Origin of the sequence: Pseudomonas sp. AG1028 (genome assembly GCF_007993955.1) — a bacterium.
GTDB classification, from domain to species: Bacteria; Pseudomonadota; Gammaproteobacteria; order Pseudomonadales; family Pseudomonadaceae; genus Aquipseudomonas; species Aquipseudomonas straminea.
In genome coordinates this window covers 103,128-118,258 of the sequence record NZ_VIVP01000009.1, presented here as the reverse complement: position 1 = coordinate 118,258, position 15,131 = coordinate 103,128, and the positions used below count along the sequence as shown (strand labels likewise).

Annotated in this window: 11 protein-coding genes; 5 read left to right on the top strand and 6 right to left on the bottom strand. The window is 61.0% G+C overall.

The features are described from left to right. Window positions 1–222 precede the first annotated feature (222 nt). A complete protein-coding gene (locus FB481_RS16290) occupies window positions 223–2,013 on the top strand; it encodes an ABC transporter ATP-binding protein/permease (RefSeq protein WP_147177027.1) in 1,791 nt (596 codons plus the stop codon). Window positions 2,014–2,348: 335 nt separating this feature from the next. Here the strand turns inward: FB481_RS16290 and hrpA are convergent, their stop codons facing one another. Continuing rightward, complete coding sequence (gene hrpA, locus FB481_RS16285; protein WP_147177026.1) at window positions 2,349–6,392, bottom strand: ATP-dependent RNA helicase HrpA; 4,044 nt, start codon at window positions 6,390–6,392, stop codon at window positions 2,349–2,351. Window positions 6,393–6,707: 315 nt separating this feature from the next. On the opposite strand from hrpA, the gene FB481_RS16280 reads away from it, so the two are divergent. Continuing rightward, complete coding sequence (locus FB481_RS16280) at window positions 6,708–8,441, top strand: restriction endonuclease (RefSeq protein ID WP_256662759.1); 1,734 nt, start codon at window positions 6,708–6,710, stop codon at window positions 8,439–8,441. A gap of 120 nt (window positions 8,442–8,561) precedes the next feature. On the opposite strand, the gene FB481_RS16275 is transcribed toward FB481_RS16280, so the two are convergent. The 3 genes from FB481_RS16275 to FB481_RS16265 form a co-directional block, all read right to left on the bottom strand. Further along, window positions 8,562–8,909 carry a hypothetical protein gene (locus tag FB481_RS16275; RefSeq protein ID WP_147177024.1) on the bottom strand — a complete coding sequence of 116 codons (348 nt, stop codon included), beginning with the start codon at window positions 8,907–8,909 and terminating at the stop codon, window positions 8,562–8,564. A 320-nt stretch (window positions 8,910–9,229) separates the two neighbouring features. After that, the gene (locus tag FB481_RS16270; RefSeq protein WP_147177023.1) at window positions 9,230–10,552 is read right to left on the bottom strand and encodes an APC family permease; all 1,323 of its coding nucleotides are present in this window, start codon (window positions 10,550–10,552) and stop codon (window positions 9,230–9,232) included. Between the two features lie 102 nt (window positions 10,553–10,654). Then, window positions 10,655–11,470 carry a carbon-nitrogen hydrolase family protein gene (locus FB481_RS16265; RefSeq protein WP_147177022.1) on the bottom strand — a complete coding sequence of 272 codons (816 nt, stop codon included), beginning with the start codon at window positions 11,468–11,470 and terminating at the stop codon, window positions 10,655–10,657. A gap of 139 nt (window positions 11,471–11,609) precedes the next feature. Between FB481_RS16265 and FB481_RS16260 the strand changes: the two genes are divergently transcribed. Further along, entirely contained in the window at window positions 11,610–12,392 is a 783-nt protein-coding gene (locus FB481_RS16260) for a LuxR C-terminal-related transcriptional regulator (RefSeq protein WP_147177021.1), read from the top strand. A 15-nt stretch (window positions 12,393–12,407) separates the two neighbouring features. On the opposite strand, the gene FB481_RS16255 is transcribed toward FB481_RS16260, so the two are convergent. After that, window positions 12,408–12,626, bottom strand: a complete 219-nt coding sequence (locus FB481_RS16255) for a hypothetical protein (protein WP_147177020.1) — start codon at window positions 12,624–12,626, stop codon at window positions 12,408–12,410. Between the two features lie 197 nt (window positions 12,627–12,823). Here FB481_RS16255 and FB481_RS16250 point away from each other — a divergent pair, with 197 nt between their 5' ends. Continuing rightward, the gene (locus tag FB481_RS16250) at window positions 12,824–13,045 is read left to right on the top strand and encodes a hypothetical protein (RefSeq protein WP_147177019.1); all 222 of its coding nucleotides are present in this window, start codon (window positions 12,824–12,826) and stop codon (window positions 13,043–13,045) included. Between the two features lie 191 nt (window positions 13,046–13,236). Here FB481_RS16250 and FB481_RS16245 read toward each other — a convergent pair whose 3' ends face one another. Next, complete coding sequence (locus FB481_RS16245) at window positions 13,237–13,719, bottom strand: Lrp/AsnC family transcriptional regulator (RefSeq protein ID WP_147177018.1); 483 nt, start codon at window positions 13,717–13,719, stop codon at window positions 13,237–13,239. 240 nt (window positions 13,720–13,959) lie between these two features. On the opposite strand from FB481_RS16245, the gene FB481_RS16240 reads away from it, so the two are divergent. Continuing rightward, entirely contained in the window at window positions 13,960–15,000 is a 1,041-nt protein-coding gene (locus FB481_RS16240; protein WP_147177017.1) for a zinc-dependent alcohol dehydrogenase family protein, read from the top strand. Window positions 15,001–15,131 lie beyond the last annotated feature (131 nt).

Here is a 15,131-nt window from a genome sequence, read left to right as displayed (position 1 = left end):
GGATGTAAACAGCGACATCCGCCCTACAGGCTGCAGAGCCACTTTCACGGCGCACACGAGCGCAAACTGAACGGCCGCTATCAGGCCTGCAAAAAATCCGGGCAGCCAGAAACCAACGCAGCGAAAACAAGTCTCCAGTAGGCGTGTCACCCACGCTTGTAGTCTCGGCAGCCGGCCCTCCGGCACTCCCTTCCTGTCGAAGCATCGCGGACCCTAGATCTTATGGATTGGCACCAAGCTCTTAGCGACAGCCTGATCTGGCTGGCCATCGCCTCGCTGTGCACCTTTATCGGCTTCACCCTCACCGCCACCGCCCTTATCCGCTTCACCCGCTGGGGCCGACAATTCTGGCAGATCACCGGGCCCTATCTCAGCCCGCGCAACAGTTGGCGGCCGCTGCTGACCTTCGCACTGCTCCTGCTACTGGCGCTGTTCGCGGTGCGCATGGATGTGCTGTTTTCGTTCTGGTACAACGGCTTCTACAGCGCCCTGCAGGGGCTGGATCAGCAGGCGTTCTGGTTTCTGCTGGGCGTCTTCGCCATCCTCGCCAGCATCCATGTCGCGCGTGCGCTGTTCGACTTCTACGTGAGCCAGTCCTTGAGCATCCATTGGCGTACCTGGCTCAACGGGCGCCTGACCGACGACTGGCTCAAGGGCGATGCCTACTACAGGGGCCAGTTCCTCGCGCAGCCGGTCGACAACCCCGACCAGCGCATCGAGCTGGACATCGCCGCCTTCGTTTCCAGCTCGCTCAAGCTCTCGCTCGGCGCGGTCAGCGCGCTGGTGTCGCTGGTGGCCTTCAGCGTCATCCTCTGGGGGCTGTCCGCACCGCTGAACGTGGCCGGTGTGGAGATCCCCCGGGCGATGGTATTCGCCGTGTACCTCTACGTGATCATCGCCACGCTGATCGCCTTCCGCCTCGGCCGCCCCTTGATCCGCCTTAATTTCCTCAACGAACAGCGCTCGGCCAACTTCCGCTACGCTCTGGTGCGTCTGCGCGAATACGCCGAAAACGTCGCCTTCTACCAGGGCCGCGACGTGGAGCGGCGTACCCTGCTGGGCCGCTTCGGCGCACTGGTGGAAAACCTCTGGGCGCTGGTCTACCGAAGCCTGAAGTTCGACGGCTTCAACCTCGGCGTCAGCCAGGTGGCGGTGGTGTTCCCCTTCATCCTCCAGGCGCCGCGCTTCTTCAGCGGCGCCATCAAGCTCGGCGACGTGATGCAGACCGCGCAGGCATTCGGCCAGGTACAGGACTCGCTGTCGTTTTTCCGCAGTAGCTACGACACCTTCGCCCAGTACCGCGCCACCCTCGACCGCCTGAGCGGCCTGCTCGACGCCAACCAGCAGGCCCGCGAGCTGCCGCAGGTAACCACCAATTCCCAGGCCAGCGGCCTGAAAGTGAATGACCTACACCTGCAGCGCCCGGACGGCCAGTTGCTGGTCGCGGGCCTCAAACTTGATCTACACGCCGGCCAGGCCCTGCTGGTACGGGGCCCTTCAGGCTGCGGCAAAACCACCCTGCTGCGCGCCATCGCCGGGCTGTGGCCCTACGCAGACGGGCAGGTGGCAAGGCCCACCGGGCACCAGGCGCTGTTCCTCGCCCAACGCCCTTACTTGCCGCTGGGCGACCTGCGCAGCGCACTGGCTTACCCAACCGAACCGGGCGACGACCGCGAGCGTATGCAACGGGTGCTGGAACAGGTGTGCCTGCCGCACCTGGCAACTCGCCTGGACGAGCCCGGTGACTGGAGCCGCGTCCTGTCCCTGGGTGAACAGCAACGCCTGGCCTTCGCCCGCCTGCTCTACAACCGCCCGGCGGTGGCCTTCCTCGACGAATCCAGCTCGGCCATGGACGAAGGCCTGGAGCAGGCGCTCTACACCCTGCTGCGCCGCGAGCTGCCCGACACCCTGTTGATCAGCGTCGGCCACCGCAACACCCTCGCCGCCTTCCACAACCAGCAGCTCGACCTGGACGGCAAAGGCGGCTGGCAACTGAGCGACCGCGAAGGCTGATCGAAAGCAAAGCGCCATAGCCTTTTGGGCTATGGCGCCAAGCATCATTTCGCGACCCAAGTTCCGAAAGCCCGTCAGGCGTAGGGTGGATCTCGCTTAACCGATCCACCATGGCGGATGTAAAAAGCGACATCCGCCCTACGGGCTGAGACCTCGCGCGCCTATATCATGGGACACCTTACCCTTGTGGGAACGGGCCATACCCGTGATCTCGCGCGCATGGCGCGCTCCCACAAATGCCAAAGCAGAACCGCTCCGTAGCCTGGGTTGAGCGCAACGATTCCCAGGGCGATTCCCGGGTGTCGCTACGCTCGACTCGGGCTACGAGATACCCCTCAGCCTTCCACCTGGCTCCACTGCTTGCTCAAGCGCTTGTCCGATACCGCCATCTTGGTGCCCAACTGCTGGGCCCAGAGAGAGACACGGTATTCCTCGAGCATCCAGCGGTACAGGGTCAGGTTGGGGTCGCGCTTGCCTTCCTGCAGGTGCTTGCCGAGGCGCGCCTGGTACTGCTCCCAGTAACCGGCCAACTCGCCGCTCCACACACGGTCGCGTTGCAGTTGCGCGGCGATCTTGTCGAAGCGTTGTTCGATGGCCTTGAGGTAACGCGGCAGTTCCTTGAGCCATTCGGCCGGGGTTTCACGGACGAAACCGGGGTACACCAGGTTACCCAGCTGCGCCTTGATGTCGTTGAGCGCCACTGCCTGGGCCAGGTCGATCTTGCCCTTGAAGCGCTTCTGCAAGCCGTGCCACAGCTTGAGAATGTCCAGGGTCAGGCGCGCCAGCTTCTCGGCGTGCTCCGTCCAGGCGCCGCGCTTCTTCTCCGCCAGGGCGGCCAATGCGGCGCCGTCACGGGGCAGTGGCTGCTCGTCTTCGAGGATGCAGCTGTCGAGGCTGGCGAGCAGAATGTCTTCGACCAGCCCATCGACCCGGCCCAGCTCGCGGTGCAGCAGACCCAGCTCGGTCAGCCCCGGCAACTTGCCGCGCAGGAACTTGGCCGGCTCGGCCAACTGTTGCAGCAATAGGCGCTGCAGGGCGCGACGGTGCTGGAACTCGGCTTCGGCCTGGGTCGGGAAACGCCCTTCCTTGACCACACCACCCTCTTCCACCAGCGCCGGGAAAACCGTCATCGACAGCCCGGCGACCTTCTGCTGGGTCTTCTCGGCGACCTGGGCGAAGCCCTTGGCTTCCACCGGTTTCTGCACCTTGTCGGCTTGCGGAATGGCCAATGCAGCCTGGCTGGCCTCGGCGAAGCGTGCGGTCAGCTCGGCCAGATCACGGCCTTCGCCGAGTAGCTTGCCGTGGGTATCGACCACCTCGATGTTCATCTTCAGGTGGGTTTCCAGCTGGCGGGTCGCCTCGACCCACGCCTCGCTGTCGATCCGCGCACCGGTCATGCGCTGCAGCTCGCGAGCCAGGCTTTCCGGCAGGCTGCCCTGGCCGAAGGTGAGCTTGCTCAGGGCCGCGCCGACGAAGTCCGGCACCGGCACGAAGTTCTTGCGAATGGCCTTGGGCAGGCCTCGCACCAGGTCGATGGCCTTGGCTTCGATCAGCCCCGGCACCAGCCACTCCAGGCGCTCGCCTGGCAATTGCGGCAACAGCGGCGCCGGCACGCGCAGGGTCACGCCGTCACGGGGATGGTTGGGTTCGAAATGATAGGTGAGCGGCAGTTGCAGCTCGCCGATATGCAGGGTGTCCGGATACTGCGCGGCGGTGACTTCCAGCGCTTCGCGGGCCAGCACGTCCTCCTCGCGCATCATCAGCAGCTGCGGGTCCTTGGCGCTCTCGCGCTTGTACCAGCTCTCGAAGGTGGCGGCCTGATAGATGTCCTCTGGAATCCGCGCCTCGTAGTAGGCGAACAGGGTTTCCTCGTCGGCGAGAATGTCGCGGCGGCGCGCCTTGGCTTCCAGCTCGTCGAGTTTTTCCAGCAGTTGGCGGTTGGCGTTCAGGCACTTGGCGCGGCTGTTGATTTCACCCCGCACCAGGCCTTCGCGGATGAACAGTTCACGCGAGGCTTGTGGGTCGATGGGCCCGTAATGCACCGGGCGGCGCCCCACCACGATCAAGCCGTACAGGGTGACCTGCTCGTAGGCCACCACCTGGCCGCGCTTCTTCTCCCAGTGCGGCTCGAAGTGGTTCTTCTTGATCAGGTGCCCGGCCAGCGGCTCGATCCAGTCCGGCTCGATCTTCGCCACCTGACGGGCGAACAGCTTGGTGGTCTCGACCAGTTCGGCGGCCATGATCCAGTTGGGTTTCTTGCGACCGATCACCGACGACGGATGCACCCAGAAACGCCGCTGCCGCGCGCCCTGATAGTCACCCTCCTCGGTTTTCTGGCCGATCTGACTGAGCAGGCCGCTGAGGATCGCCTTGTGCACCGCGGCATAGCTCTTGGCACGCTGCACCGCCTCGCTGGCCTCGGCCTGCTCGCGCAGGATCACGTTGACCTTGGTGTCGGTGGTCGCCTGCACCGGCTTCGCCACGGGCTTGTTGCCGTCGGCGATTTGCGCCGCGGCCCTGGCGGGCACCAGCTGCAGATCCTTGGCGAGCAGCACCAGTTGGCGGTGAGCATCGCGCCACTCGCGCAAGCGCATGTAGTTGAGGAAGTTCTTCTTGCACCAGGTGCGCAGCGGATTGCTGCCCAGTTCCTGGCGTTTTTCCTCGAAGCCGCGCCACAGGTTGATCAGCGCGGCGAAATCCGAGTCCACGTCCTTCCACTGCGCGTGGGCCTGGTCGGCAGCCTGCTGGCGATCCATCGGCCGCTCACGCGGATCCTGTACGGACAGCGCACTTGCGACGATCAGCAGCTCCTGCAGGCTGCCGAGCTTGGCCGCTTCGAGCACCATGCGGCCGAGGCGCGGGTCGATGGGCAGGCGTGCCAGCTGGCGGCCCAGGGGCGTCAACTGGCTCTCGCGGTTGACCGCCGAGAGTTCCTGCAGGAGGTTGAAACCATCGCTAATCGCCTTGCCGTCCGGCGGCTCGATGAAGGGGAAATCCTCGATGCTGCCCAGGCGCAGATGGAGCATCTGCAGGATCACCGCCGCCAGGTTGGTGCGCAGGATTTCCGGGTCGGTGAAGGTCGGCCGGCCAAGGAAATCCTCCTCACTGTAAAGGCGCACGCAGATGCCCGGTTCGACCCGCCCGCAACGGCCCTTGCGCTGGTTGGCACTGGCCTGGGAAATCGCCTCGATGGGCAGGCGCTGCACCTTGGCGCGGTAGCTGTAGCGGCTGATGCGCGCGGTGCCGCTGTCGATCACGTAGCGAATGCCCGGCACCGTCAGCGAGGTTTCCGCCACGTTGGTGGCCAGCACGATCTTGCGCCCGGCCATGGGCGCGAAGATCTTCTGCTGCTCGGCGGGCGTGAGCCGCGCATACAGCGGCAGCACTTCGGTAAAGCGCAGGTTGGCCTTGCGCAGCACTTCGGCAGCCTCACGAATTTCGCGCTCGCCGGGCAGGAAGATCAGCACATCGCCGGGGCGCTGGCCGACGCTTTTCTCGTGGGCCGCGATCTCGTCCAGGGCAGCGAGAATGCCCTGGTCGACGGTCAGGTCGTCGAGCAGGCTTTCGCCCTCCTCGTCCACCTCGGCGGCCAGCGGGCGATACCAGGTTTCCACCGGATAGGTGCGCCCGGAGACTTCGACGATGGGTGCATCCGGCAGCCCGTCCCCACCGAAGTGCTTGGAAAAGCGCTCCAGGTCGATGGTCGCCGAGGTGATGATCACCTTGAGATCGGGCCGGCGTGGCAGCAGGGTTTTCAGATACCCCAGGAGGAAGTCGATATTGAGGCTGCGTTCGTGGGCCTCGTCGACGATGATGGTGTCGTACTTTTCCAGATAGCGATCATGCTGGGTCTCGGCGAGCAGAATGCCGTCGGTCATCAGTTTGATCAGCGAACTGTCCTTGCTCTGATCCTCGAAGCGCACCTGATAGCCGACCAGCTCACCGAGCGGCGTACCGATCTCCTCGGCCACCCGGGTTGCCACGCTACGCGCCGCCAGCCGTCGTGGCTGGGTGTGGCCGATCAGGCCGTGTTGGCCACGGCCGATCTCCAGGCAGATCTTCGGCAACTGAGTGGTCTTGCCCGAACCGGTCTCGCCGGCGATCACCAGCACCTGATGCTTCTCCAGCGCCGCCTTGATCTCGTCGCGCTTGGCGGCGATCGGCAGCGCATCGTCATAACGCATCACCGGCACGCTCAAACGCCGCGCCTCGACCTTGGCACACGAGGCCTGGAAGCGCTCCAGCCACTGCGCCTGCTTGGCGTCATCGGGCTTTTTCTGCAGCTCGTGCAACTGCCGCCGCAGACGATGGCGGTCGGCGATCATGGCGTGGTCGAGGTTCTTCTGCAGGGCGGCGATATCGAAGGAGGCGTCGGTCATCAGGCTCGGGGGTAGTTCGCGGAAAAGCGGCGATTGTCGCAGATTCCGGGGTGTGGGGTGCAGCATGGACTGTCGACGGAAAGCGCGGGAACGATGGCGTTGGCTAGCGATGGTTATCACTTAAAAGCGGTCTAATGCCCAGTAGACAAAATATTCTCTTCTTTTTGCACATCAGCTAAAGAGCGTGCTGGAAAAGATCGTAAAACACAGTATGTTTCCGACACCCACTAGCTGGCTCAATGCCACCAACATACTAGTTGGTCAGCAATCAAGATCGCAGGGAGAGACAGGAAGATGATGACCCGATTCGGCCGAATGGATACCAAATACAGTGCTCGCGGCATCCCTAGCTACAGCCTAGAGATCTGGCATGACGGCCTGAAAAAGCATCGTGTTATCAAGGGTGACTGCGAGTTCATCATCGACTCTAAAGCAAGGATGCAAGCTGAAGAATGGGAGCAACGATGGGAGATTGCTTCAGAACGAGAACGGCAGAAGGCAGATCGTGCTGCTTGTAAAAGAATGGCAGAAGAAAGTAAAGCGCTGGCATTGAAGCAAACGCAGGCAGCTCAAGATGAGCTTGATGCATTAAGCAACATCCTCAAAGCAACGCTTGAAGTCAATGACGCGATTGATTGGGAAAATCTTAAGAACAAGACCCCCTTTCCCGAAAAAGGTCCAGCCCCTTTAAAGCTTCCACTCGAACCCCAAAGGGCCGATTTTCCAAGCTCCCCTCAAAGAGAGGATCAAAAATACAATCCTAAGCTAGGTCTTCTGGAATGGCTTATCCCCTCTCGAAAAGCCCGCCTTATAGCGGCAGCCGAATCTGTTTTTGTTGCCGACAAGATAGCGTGGAATGAACATTGCGCAGTGGCAGAGAAAGCGCATCAAGCAGCCCTAGAGAGCCATGCCAAAACAGTAGAAAAATTAAAAAAATCTCATGCAGCAGAAGTCGCCGCCTGGGAAGTCAGGCGAGACGAATACAGAAGAGAAAGAGCGGCAGAGCATGCCCAAATAGATACAAAACGAATGAAATACGAGGCACTGGAACCCGAAGCCATACTTGAGTATTGTGACCTTGTTTTATCCTCATCAAAGTATTCCGAATTCTTTCCTCAAGAATTTGATCTAGATTATGACCCTACTTCTAAGACGTTAATCTTAGACTACCAACTTCCAGCACCAGATGCTCTGCCTCGTTTAAAATCAGTAAAATATGTAGCTAGCCGGGACGACTTCGAAGAAAATACTATCACCGAAGCCCAAGCTTCAAAACTGTATGACGATGTACTCTACCAACTAGCTCTCCGCACCTTGCACGAGCTATTTGAAGCAGATGTAATTAACGCGCTTGAAGCGGTGAATTTCAATGGAATTGTAACTGCTGTAAACAGATCAACAGGCAAAGCAGTGACTTCTTGTGTTCTATCGATCAGAGCTAGCAAATCCGAATTCACTCAAATAAATCTTGATCAAGTAGACCCCAAGGCTTGCTTCAAATCTATGAAGGGAGTTGGAAGTTCTAAACTTCACGGGCTAGCACCCGTAGCGCCAATTATGCAGCTCCGTAAAGATGATACTCGCTTTATATCCTCATATGACGTAGCAAGTACGATTGACGAGAGCGTTAATCTCGCTGCGATGGGATGGGAGGACTTTGAACATCTAATTCGAGAGCTATTTGAGCAAGAATTTTCGGTGAACGGTGGTGAAGTAAAGGTTACTCAAGCAAGCCGCGATGGCGGCGTTGATGCAGTAGCTTTTGATCCGGACCCTATTCGTGGTGGAAAAATCGTAATTCAAGCCAAGCGGTATACCAACACGGTCGGGGTCGGGGCTGTGCGCGACCTTTACGGAACAGTGCTTAACGAAGGCGCAAACAAAGGGATTTTGGTTACCACATCCGATTACGGTCCAGACTCATATGCCTTCGCAGCGGGAAAGCCAATTGTCCTTCTGAGTGGAGCAAACCTTTTGCATATGTTGCAGAAGCATGGACATAAGGCAAGAATCAACCTCAGAGAAGCAAAACAAATGACAACTAGCTGATGAGAAGGGCACTAGCCCGCGCACAAATCTGTAACCACAAATCTGTAACTATCGGGGACAGACCACGATTTAATACGAATCTAATCGTGGCCTGCCCCTAATCCATTGACTCTTCTCGTCCTATGTACAGCCAACAGAATTACCGCATATTGGACAAACAGCAGTCTTAGAATAACTAGCGATAACGAAACCACAACAGCCCCCACCTTGTGTCGGCCCAATACCATTAGTCACGTATGAATCCACATCTAAAGAACGAGCAAGAAACTCTAAATCCCACTCGGAAGGTCCTTTTGGATCATCGGTGTAACGATGAAGCTCTACTAAACAAATCCTAGCCTCTGCGGCCTCCGGCTCACAAAGTTCAACAACTCGGTTTTCGAGTGCTAAATTGATGACATCGATTAACTCTCTTTGAGGCAAGAGCCTTATCGCGTCAATAAGACTTTGGCGCGCAATCATATCCATGCCACACCTCACTATTTTTTAATTAAGAACCGAAAGCGACAACAGCAATATACAGAACAGTGATAATTACGTTGCAACCGGTTAAAGCGTTGCATTAATTAGGGGGGCAGACCACGATTTAATGCAACGCTAATTGTGGTCTGTCGCCGACTGTCCGAGCCAATCTACTGCTGCTCATGCCCAGTTCCCAGCGCGGCTCGCCAGGTAACTTTTGTAGACGCGCAGGGAGCTCGGAAAAGGGGCAATTGGCGAAGAATTGCCCGACGCAGGTAACCGCGCTCTGCGAGCCACCCGCTGAGGCGGCTCGCAGCAATTACGTTTTACTCCGACTCGAACTGCAATTGCGGTGGCTGGCGACGCAAGCCTCCGGTCAGCCAGAGCAGGTAGAAGCCGCCGATCATCAGCCAGGCGCAGCCGAGCATGATCGCCAGTCGGTCGAGGCTGGCCATCAGCCACAGCGTCGCCAGCAGGCCGATCAGCGGGCAGAGCAGGTAGAGCAATAGTTGCAGCGGGCCGCGCGCCTGGGGTTGGCGGGCGAAGTGGACGATCACCGAGAGGTTGACCAGGCTAAACGCCAGGAAGGCACCGAAGTTGATGAACGAGGTCGAGGTGGTCACGTCCAGCTTCAGGGCCAGCAGCGCCACCACGGCGCACACCAGGATAGCGCCCACTGGCGTACCGAAACGCGGGCTCAGGGTGCCCAGCAGTGCGCGCGGCAGCACGCCGTCGCGGCCCATGGCGAACATCAGCCGCGAGGCGCTGGCCTGGGCCGACAGACCCGAGGTGAACTGGCCGACGATCAGGCCGATCAGAAACACCGACACGAACACATCGCCGCCGATATTGCGGGCGATCTCGTAGGCGGCCGAGTCGCTGCTCTGGAACACCACGGAAGGATGAGCCAGCTGCACGAAGTACGCGGTGGCCACGAAGATCAGCCCGCCGATCAGGGTGATCAGCAGGATCGCCCGTGGGATGGTGCGCTCGGGGTCGTGGGTTTCCTCGGTCAGGGTGCTGACCGCATCGAAACCCAGGAACGAGTAGCAGGCCACCGCTGCGCCGGCCATCACCAGGTTCAGGTTCATGCCCTCACCGAAGAAAGGTTGCAGCGACCATAACGGCTTGCTGGCATCGCCCAGCACGTAGTGCACGCACAGCGCCACGAAGGCCAGCAGCACCAGGAACTGCACCAGCATCAGCACACCGTTGATGCCTTTGGCCAGGCGCAGGCCCACCACGTTGATCACGCTGGTGATCACGATGAAGGTCAGCACCCACAGCGCCTGGGGCAGCTGCGGGAACGCCGAATGCAGGTAGGCCGCGCCGATCAGCCAGATGGCCATGGGCAGGAACAGGTAGTCGAGCAGCACCGCCCAACCGGCGATGAAGCCCAGGTAATCGCTGATGCTGCGGCGCACGTAGCTGTAGGCCGACCCGGCGACCGGGAACAACCGGGCCATGCGGGCATAGCTGAGCGCGGTGAAGAACATTGCCACTGAGGCAGCCACATAAGCGGCCGGTACGGCGCCGCGGGTAATCTCGGCGAGAATGCCGAAGGTGCCGAGCACGATGATCGGCGTCATGTAGGCGATGCCGAATAGCACCACCGCGCCCAGAGACAGGGATCGTTGCAGACGAGCCATTACTTGCTACTCCAGTTTTATAAGTTGTTATGGCAGAGCCGAAGTCGGCAAAAGCACGCGACAGGGCCGCAGCGGGCGCTTCTATGGCGCCCGGCAGATCAATCAGGGAATCAGCAGCTCACGCAGGCCGTTGGCGTGGTCGACGCGCGTGCCCGGCAGCGGCATGCGCCGTTCTTCCAGGTAGCGGTAATCGCGGCGCGCCTCGGCCAGGCGCTGGAAGTCCAGGGTGATGCTTTGTCGGCACGGCTCGCGGCCGGCTTCCAGCAGCAGGCTGCCGTTGGGGTCGACCACCGCGCTGCCGCCGGCGAACACCAGGCCGCCGTCGCCCTCGCCCACGCGGTTGCTCATCACCGCGTAGGCCTGGTTCTCCATGGCCCGGGCCATGATCGCGGTGCGGTGCGTCGGCCCGTAGGGGTCCATGTTGCCGTTGGTGACGATCAGCAGCTCGGCGCCCAGCTCGCCCAGAGCGCGGGCGCTCTCCGGGAACTCGATGTCGAAGCACACCAGCAGGCCGACCCGCACGCCGTCGAGCAACGCCGTGACGTAGCGATCGCCCGGCGTGAACACGCCACGGTCCGAGGCCCACAGATGGGTCTTGCGGTAGCTGAGCAGGATGTTCTGCCCATCCATCAGCACCGTGGTGTTGTAGAAGGCGCCGCCGTCGTTCTCGGCGAAACCGATGGCCACCGCCAGCCCGCGGGCCGCAGCAGCCTGCCCGATGGCGGTCAGGCTCGGGCCATCGAGGGGCTCGGCCAGCGCGACGATGTTGTCCGCGGTTGGGAAGCCGGTCAGGTAGGTTTCCGGGAACACCAGCAGGCGCGTACCCAACTGGCATGAGGCGATGGCCTCCAGGGCTTGGGCGAGGTTGTGGGCCGTATCACCGTCACGTCCGGTGAGCTGAGCGAGTTCGACTTGCATGACGGGACTCCATTCTTGTTGTTGCATCACGCGGGGGGCACACACAGAATGCCGACACCCATCCGCCGGGGTTCGAGTATGGAGGCTGAGCCACCCAGGCGAAATCACGCACGCGGGGTAACCCCACAGGGGTAGACAGATGACCATGACCTTGCACGACATCGCCTTCCACCGCAGCGTGGCCGAGCTCATCGAGGCGCTGCCCAGCCCGCCGTTCTGGCGCACCCTGGCCCGCACCCTGGCGCAGTACGTACACCACGACAGCTGGGTGGCGCTGATCTTCAGCGAAGGTCGCCCCCAGGTACTGGCCGAAAGCCCCGGCGACGACGGTGCGCCGGATCTGCTGTTCCAGGATTACCTGCACGGTCTCTACCTGCTCGACCCCTTCTACATCGCCAGCCGCGAAAGCACGCGCGAAGGCCTGGTGCGCCTGAGCGACGTTGCCCCGGAATGCTTCGAGCAGACGGACTACTACCAGCGTTACTTCAGCCTCAACGTGGTAGCCGACGAGGTGCAGTTCAACGTCGCCCTGCCCGGCGCACGTACCCTGTGCCTGTCACTGGGCTCACGGCAACGCTTCCTGCCGGAGCAGATCGCTCTGCTCTCGCTGCTGCAACCCTGGGTGGCGGCGCTGATGCGCCAGCGCCTGGGCTTCGAGCCCGAACCGAGCGAGCCCGCCGCCGCACCGCCGTGGCAGGAGCGTCTGGAGCAGATGGCCCATCAGGTGGAAACGGCGCTGACCGGCCGCGAACTGGAAGTGGTTCGCCTGATGCTCGCCGGCCATTCCAGCAAGGAGGTAGCCCGCAAGCTGGCCATCTCGTCGGAGACCGTGAAGGTGCACCGCAAGCACCTGTACAGCAAGCTGGGTATCAAGTCGCAGTCGGAGTTGTTCGCGCTGTTCCTGCAGGCTCAGCGAGGCTGAGCCTGCAGGCGGCGGTCAATGGGGGTGCAGTGCACAGCCCGGTTGGCTGCTACCCGGCACCACCACCATCAGACAGGCCGGCAATTTACTGCGCAGTCGCTTGGGCGTTTCGACAGCGAAGGCGACCCGCCAGTGGCTGCCCTCGCGGATGGAATCGAGCCGGTAGCTGCCCACCTCCTCTTCCGAGAGGCCCAGGTAGTCAGCGAGTTGGCGATTGGTTGGTTTGGCGCTCATGGATAACCCTTTCCGTGGATTTTCGACAGGCACACTAAGGCTGAGAATCGCCACTGTTTCGTGGCGTTGGCGAAAGCGTGGTCGATGTTTGGGCAAAGCGCAAAATAAACCGGAACCATTTGCAGCGCGGCCGTCTCGGATTTGGATCGCGATCACACTTTCACCGAGTTGCATCCACCTTCACGGACGGCGCATCAATGAACCTGAGCAACCACCTGGCACGGGACCTTTCAGCCGACATTCTCGACTTCCTGCCCGTCGGTATGGTGCCGCGCCTGGAGGCCCTGGTGGCCGCACATAACTCGACGCTGACCGACGAGATCATCCGCGCCATCGAGGCGCACCTGTGCAAACAGGCCAAGGCCAACGTGCTCGCCATCGCCCGCGAAGCCGATGTACTGGGCCATAGCGAAGCCTGAACGAATGCGAGGGTCATTGACCCGGCCACCCCGCTACACCCCTTGACCTTGACGAATACGATAAATATCGCCGCCAGGCCTAAGCCTGCTCGCCACACGGCAGCGGGAAAATAGAGAGGGTGCCTTCAGCACAGCATACGAATGGCCGTGGCAAAAACTGGCTGGTCGGCCCCGTCCTCCATCGCACCAGTCTAGATACTCAGGATTTCGCTAGCCGGCAGCCGATTGGTGGTCTTCATTTCTCGCAGTGAGATGTTGGAGCGAATGCTACTGACCCCTGGCAACGCCCTCAGTACTTTCTCGACGAAACGGCTGTAGCTGTCCAGATCACGCGCCACCACCTGAAGCAGGAAGTCGGCCTCGCCAGTGGTGTTGTGGCAACTGAGTACCTGCGGTGCGCAAGCGATGATGCTTTCAAACCGGGCAGTGGCCTCTTCGCTGTGATCGGTGCAGGAAATCTGTACGAAAGCCATGACGCCCAGCCCCAACTTTTTACGGTTGAGAATGGCCTGGTACCCCTCGATAACCCCACATTCTTCCAGGCGCTTCTGCCTGCGCCAACACGATGCTTCACTAAGGGCGACTTGCTGCGAGAGCTTCACGTTCGACAACCTGCCATCGCGCTGTAGTCGGTCACAGATTGCAATATCCACCTTATCAACGGCGCCATGCATGGCAGTTTCCTTCATATAAAGACTATCGATGAAGGATCATTTCACGCGCAGTGAGCTGTCAATCCTATTCTGAAAGGTAATTTCAAGGCGTTTATTCATAATGACTGCAAAGCCCGAGCCCTCAAGATGCAGCGCGGCAGATTGGCCGTACCGGTCAGCGCACCGCTGCACTTACTTCGCTATTGCATAGCCAGCGGCACGGGACTGGCGCCGCATTGAACGTTCAATCCGAGGTGCTCCATGAAAGCCGTAGTCTACGAAGCATTTTCCCAGCCGCCACGCCTGATTACGGTCGCCGACCCCAGCGCGGAACGCCACGGCGTGGTCATTCAGGTCAAAGGCACAGGTGTGTGCCGCAGCGACTGGCATGGCTGGAAAGGCCATGACCCGGACATCCAGTTGCCGCACATACCGGGGCATGAGTTGGCCGGCGTCGTGGCGGAGGTAGGTCGTGATGTAACCAAGTGGAAGGTGGGCGACCGGGTAACCGTACCTTTCGTGGGTGGTTGCGGCGCCTGCCCCGAGTGCAACAGCGGCAACCAACAGGTCTGCCACACCCAGTTCCAGCCCGGTTTTACCCATTGGGGCTCGTTTGCGGAATATGTGGGCATCCACCAGGCCGACCTGAACCTGGTCGCACTGCCTGAGCACATGGACTATGCAACCGCCGCCAGCCTGGGTTGCCGCTTCGTCACCTCATTTCGCGCGGTCGTCGACCAGGGCAAGGTCAGCGCCGGCCAATGGGTAGCCGTACACGGCTGTGGCGGTGTGGGCCTGTCGGCCGTAATGATCGCCCAGGCCATCGGTGCCAATGTCATCGCGATCGATATCGCTGACGACAAGCTGGCGCTGGCTCGGTCCCTGGGCGCCGTGGCGACGGTTAATGCGACCCAGGTGGCGGACGTAACCGAGGCAGTCATGGAGATTACCCGCGGGGGCGCTCATGTATCGCTCGATGCGCTGGGGCACCCGACCACCTGCTTCAACTCCATCAACAACCTGCGTCGTCGCGGCCGGCACGTTCAGGTTGGCCTGATGCTGGCCGATCACGCCCAGCCGGCGATCCCGATAAGCAAGGTCATCGCCCACGAACTGGAGATTTACGGCAGCCACGGTATGCAAGCGCATCGCTACGACGCGATGATCGAAATGATCGCCTCCGGCAAACTGGCGCCCGAGAAGCTGGTCGGCAAAACCATCAGCCTGGAGCAGTCAATCGACGCGCTGATGAATATGGATCGTTTCGAAACCACTGGCGTTACGGTCGTCACGCAGTTCTAGGGCCGACATAGCCGCGCATTCAAACGCTCTGCGTAGGGATGCGCAGCGTCCGTCAGCCGGTCGGCTAAATGCCCCTGCCGGCCCTTCCAGTCTCGACCGGCACGCCCGCGCACACGAATCCAGGTGCGGGG

Coding starts and splice junctions, on each gene's coding strand:
- FB481_RS16260 (WP_147177021.1), top strand. CDS start 11,610: ATGACCATGACCTTGCACGACATCGCCTTCCACCGCAGCGTGGCCGAG.
- FB481_RS16280 (WP_256662759.1), top strand. CDS start 6,708: ATGGATACCAAATACAGTGCTCGCGGCATCCCTAGCTACAGCCTAGAG.
- FB481_RS16270 (WP_147177023.1), bottom strand. CDS start 10,552: ATGGCTCGTCTGCAACGATCCCTGTCTCTGGGCGCGGTGGTGCTATTC.
- FB481_RS16250 (WP_147177019.1), top strand. CDS start 12,824: ATGAACCTGAGCAACCACCTGGCACGGGACCTTTCAGCCGACATTCTC.
- FB481_RS16275 (WP_147177024.1), bottom strand. CDS start 8,909: ATGGATATGATTGCGCGCCAAAGTCTTATTGACGCGATAAGGCTCTTG.
- FB481_RS16290 (WP_147177027.1), top strand. CDS start 223: ATGGATTGGCACCAAGCTCTTAGCGACAGCCTGATCTGGCTGGCCATC.
- FB481_RS16265 (WP_147177022.1), bottom strand. CDS start 11,470: ATGCAAGTCGAACTCGCTCAGCTCACCGGACGTGACGGTGATACGGCC.
- FB481_RS16255 (WP_147177020.1), bottom strand. CDS start 12,626: ATGAGCGCCAAACCAACCAATCGCCAACTCGCTGACTACCTGGGCCTC.
- FB481_RS16245 (WP_147177018.1), bottom strand. CDS start 13,719: ATGCATGGCGCCGTTGATAAGGTGGATATTGCAATCTGTGACCGACTA.
- hrpA (WP_147177026.1), bottom strand. CDS start 6,392: ATGACCGACGCCTCCTTCGATATCGCCGCCCTGCAGAAGAACCTCGAC.
- FB481_RS16240 (WP_147177017.1), top strand. CDS start 13,960: ATGAAAGCCGTAGTCTACGAAGCATTTTCCCAGCCGCCACGCCTGATT.